This is a genomic window from Legionella lytica, from assembly GCF_044626755.1.
Classification (GTDB): domain Bacteria; phylum Pseudomonadota; class Gammaproteobacteria; order Legionellales; family Legionellaceae; genus Legionella; species Legionella lytica_A.
This window is the reverse complement of sequence record NZ_JBGORX010000048.1, coordinates 1-208: the sequence shown is the minus strand read 5'-3', so window position 1 is coordinate 208 and position 208 is coordinate 1. Positions and strand designations below refer to the sequence as shown.

Sequence of the window (208 nt, the reverse complement as noted above, 5' to 3'; positions counted from 1 at the left end):
GGCTCTTTCCCATTTAAGGGGGCAGCTATAATCACCCACAGAGCACCTTAACACGCACTCTGTAATTTTCAAAATTCCTAAAACCATAAGCTCTACATTGAATCAATTTCATTTTTCTATGAAACCCTTCTGTTATCCCATTAGATTTACTAAACCGCCACATTCTAGCTACTTCATCTTTCCAAGAAGTTAGTGTTTTACCTAATGA

Annotated in this window: 1 protein-coding gene; it reads right to left on the bottom strand. The window is 37.0% G+C overall.

The genetic code is table 11. The features are described from left to right. Positions 1-31: 31 nt before the first annotated feature. Positions 32-208: transposase (locus ACD661_RS17030; protein ID WP_400189025.1), on the bottom strand; the 177-nt coding region annotated here is incomplete at its 5' end.